The 3,693-nt window shown below is 58.7% G+C and carries 4 protein-coding genes; 1 reads left to right on the top strand and 3 read right to left on the bottom strand.

Annotation, left to right across the window (positions count from 1 at the left end; translation table 11 throughout):
- Positions 1-75 precede the first annotated feature (75 nt).
- The 3 genes from EN906_RS26500 to EN906_RS26490 all read right to left on the bottom strand — a co-directional run bounded on the left by EN906_RS26500 (position 76) and on the right by EN906_RS26490 (position 2,855).
- Positions 76-666, bottom strand: a complete 591-nt coding sequence (locus EN906_RS26500; RefSeq protein WP_127270684.1) for a HupE/UreJ family protein — start codon at positions 664-666, stop codon at positions 76-78.
- 79 nt (positions 667-745) lie between these two features.
- A complete protein-coding gene (locus tag EN906_RS26495; RefSeq protein ID WP_127270681.1) occupies positions 746-1,780 on the bottom strand; it encodes a DUF4331 family protein in 1,035 nt (344 codons plus the stop codon).
- Positions 1,781-2,012: 232 nt separating this feature from the next.
- Entirely contained in the window at positions 2,013-2,855 is an 843-nt protein-coding gene (locus EN906_RS26490) for an alpha/beta hydrolase (protein ID WP_127270695.1), read from the bottom strand.
- 380 nt (positions 2,856-3,235) lie between these two features.
- Here EN906_RS26490 and EN906_RS26485 point away from each other — a divergent pair, with 380 nt between their 5' ends.
- Complete coding sequence (locus tag EN906_RS26485) at positions 3,236-3,691, top strand: hypothetical protein (RefSeq protein WP_127375487.1); 456 nt, start codon at positions 3,236-3,238, stop codon at positions 3,689-3,691.
- The last annotated feature ends 2 nt before the right edge of the window (positions 3,692-3,693 follow it).

Genomic DNA, 3,693 nt, shown 5'->3' with positions numbered 1-3,693 from the left:
CCTCAAAGGGGGTGGCGGGGAGCCTGCGGCCGAAGCTACGAGCGCACCTATGATCATTAGAAGAACACGAGCCTACTAACCGCCGGCGACTATCCATAAACCGGCGAGCGCCGTGAGGCCGCCAGCCATTTGGGCGACCCAACGTTGCACTCCGCCAATCGCAGGCCGCGATAGCCCAAGACCTATCCTCACGCCGAGGGCATGAAGCAGAGTAGTCGCGATGACAAACCCTACCAGGAACGGAAACGCTCCCGCTTCACCAAGTTCACCGCCATGTGCGTACCCATGGAAAAATGCGAAGAAGCCGACCAATACCATTCCCACCGATGTTGGAACTTGAAGTGCTGCGAAAGCCAGCAGACCGAGAATGAGAACTGACGCTGCAACGACGGGCTCTGCGAATGGGAGGTCACCACCGAGCATGGACACAACGAAGCCGACGACCATGGTTCCGACAAACGCTGAGGGGATGAGCCATGTGGACCGCCCACCGAGCAGAGCAGCCCACAAGCCCACAGCGATCATCGCCAGAATGTGGTCGAGCCCAAACAAAGGATGAGAGAAGCCTGCGAGAAGCGAGCCATGCTCCTCCGGGTTAAGATGTGCGAACGCCGGCATGACGTTGAACATCAAGGTTACGGTTATGACAAACAGTTGTTTCAACATGTCGAATTCCTTTCTCGGCTCTCAGTCTGAAATTCTATGTAAGAATCGGAGCTCAATGCTTGACTCTCGTTTGGGAGCCTTAAGCAACGACCGGCGGCATATAAGGAAAGATCGTTGACGGTTTCGACGTCACAGACTCCTTGCCGATGCCGAGGCGGATCGGCGCGTTGGCCGCGATGCTGCACATGACGTCGGCGGCATTGTCCGTCAGCGAACGGCCGTTCCACTGTCCAAATCCGAATGTCGCCTGCGTGCCCACCTCGTAGGGTAAGATGTTCGGGAAGAAACGATGGGCGACCGTCGAACCGTAGCCTGCAGGGTCCTCCGAGGTACCGTTGGCGGCGACGACCGCCGCGATGGCGTTGGCAGTCCGGAGACCGTAAGTTGCAAAATCGTCGGCCGGCCGGCCGGCGTTCAGCCTGTTGCCCAGATCCTCGTCGAATTGCGTGAACAGCGGGTGGATCATCGGCAGTCCGATGCGATTGATCGGGCGCCAACCGCCCGCGTCGGTGGCTAACGTCGCAACAGCCCACACGCCGAGGCGCTTGCTAATGGCCCCGATCAGCAGTTCGTCGTCGGGAACCTCGAGCACGATCGAGTATACCGTGTGCCCGGCAAAGAGATTTCGGGCCTTTGCCGGATCCCATCCGACAAGGTTGATCACTGTGCCGTCCTGGAATGCGTGGCCTACCGCGTGAAGGACGTCAGGATCTATCCAAAACGGGTCGGCGGCCTTTCCCGCCCAGAAGCGAAGCCCATCGGCCGTTGTCGCGCCTCGGTTGGTGAACCCATCGATGATCGCCACCCCGGGCGAGTTCGGATCGCTAGCATCCGTCCCATCGATCCGACGCAACATAAAGCGTTGATTGCCATCCGCGTCCGCAGCATCGAATGTTACGCGAAAGGTGATGTCCTCGATCGCATCGCCGTCGAGATCAATCTTGAACTCGTACATTCCCTCCGGATGGTACCCAGGCACCGGAAGTTTGCCAAAAATCGAGTGGCAGACATTAATCGCGAATACCGTGCCTGTCGTCCCACGAAAGACATAGAGGTCAGTGATGTCGAGGCGGATGTCTTGGCGTGCGATCGGGGAATCAAGATGGTGGGACATAACGATCTCCAAAAAAGCTCTACCGGCCGGGCCAGGCGAGTGACGTAGGGTTCAACAGTTGGTCGCGAAAAGCCCGGCCCGGCCGATGTTTTGAGCATGTCGCGCTGGTCGGCGCACGTCCGGCAGTCTTGGCCTGTCCAGAAGTGTGAGCGTTCCCCAATGCCTGCATGGGCAAAGACAGCGGCCTGGAGAAGGCGTACGGAACGTCTTCTCCAGATTGGGTGCTCGACTACTAACCTTTCAGAAAGGACAGGATTTCCGGATTGAACACGTCTGCATGGATGGTAAAGGCGCCGTGGGGATAGCCAGGGTAAAGCTTCAGCGTGCTGTTTTTGATCAGCTCGTGCTGGAGCACCGAAGCATCCTTGTAGGGAACCACTTGGTCGTCCTCTCCCTGCATGATCAGGGTCGGCACGGTGATCGCCTTCAGGTCGTCCGTTTGGTCAGTCTCGGAAAAGGCCTTAATGCCTTCGTACTGTGCAATTGCGCCACCCATCATACCCTGGCGCCACCAATTCTCGATTACACCCTGCGAGACCTTGGCGCCAGGCCGATTGTAGCCGTAGAACGGGCCGGAGGCGACGTCGAGATAGAACTGCGACCGGCTGGCCGCTAGCGCCTTGCGAAAGCCATCGAACACCTCGATCGGCGTACCCCCAGGATTGGAGGGGGTCTTCAGCATCAGGGGCGGAACCGAGCTGATCAAAACGGCCTTGGCGACGCGGCGCTGCGGCTCGCCATATCTGGCTACATAGCGGGCAACCTCGCCGCCACCCGTCGAGTGGCCGATATGGATGACATCCCGGAGGTCAAGATGCTCGACCACGGCGGCGGCGTCGGCGGCGTAATGGTCCATATCGTTGCCGGTGGCTACCTGAGTCGAACGGCCATGGCCGCGGCGGTCGTGGGCGACGACTCGATATCCGTTCGCCAGAAAGAATAGCATCTGGTTGTCCCAGTCGTCGGCAGACAGCGGCCAGCCGTGGTGGAAATGGATAGGTTGGGCACTTTTGGGGCCCCAGTCCTTGTAGAAGATCTCCGTGCCGTCCCTTGTCGTGATGTATCCGCTGCTCATTAGATGCTCTCCTTTAGAAAGAGGGTTGGCGTCCTGCGCGGACGCTGGAACGGGAAGCAGTGGCGTGGCCGCAAGGGTCGCCATACCGGCCACCATCTCGCGGCGATTGAATCTGAATGCCGGAGTAAGTGCTTGTACGTCCATGTCCGTCGCCTCCAAGGGTTAAGTTCACGGTTGGAGGCTAGTCAGGAAACGGCAGAGCGAGAATCGTACCATTGGTTTTTTCGACTAGACATGAGCACAATCCGAACGGCTGGCTGGCCAGCTAGAATGGACCATCACGTGCTGTCAAAAGCCTCCCGAGGCGAGAGAGATTGCATTCATTTCCCGTCGTCGGCGTCGCATAAGATCCACGATGAGAAAGCTGTGGCGGAGGGTAAATGCGTATCGGCTTTGTCGAATGGCCAGACGGCCTGCAACCTCGCGGTTCGCTTTGGACCGATATCTCAAGACGCGTTCGTAGCGAGCGGCCCGACTTGCTCATCACGAACGAATTGCCATTTGGAAATTGGATTGCCTCAAGCAGCCGTTTCAATGCGAGCATCGCGACGGCTAGCATTGCGCTCCACGATCAGGGTTTAGCGGCGCTGTCTGCTTTGGAGGTGCCGACGGTACTGACCTCGCGCCCGATTTGGGAAGGAGACCGTCTTGCGAATGAGGCGGTGGTGATCGAGGATGGCCAGATCCGAGCAGTACACCGAAAACAGTATTTTCCAGCGGAGCCCGGATGGCACGAGACCGAGTGGTATGCCACCGCCGCGCGCGACTTCACGACGACGCAGGTTGGCGGCGTTATGGCGGGTGTGCTCTTTTTCACCCCGGCGGTGTTTAATTAACA

Origin of the sequence: Mesorhizobium sp. M7A.F.Ca.CA.004.06.1.1, assembly GCF_003999135.1 — a bacterium.
GTDB lineage: Bacteria > Pseudomonadota > Alphaproteobacteria > Rhizobiales > Rhizobiaceae > Mesorhizobium.
The sequence above is the reverse complement of the archived record's forward strand: the minus strand, read 5'-3'. Positions and strand labels throughout refer to the sequence as shown.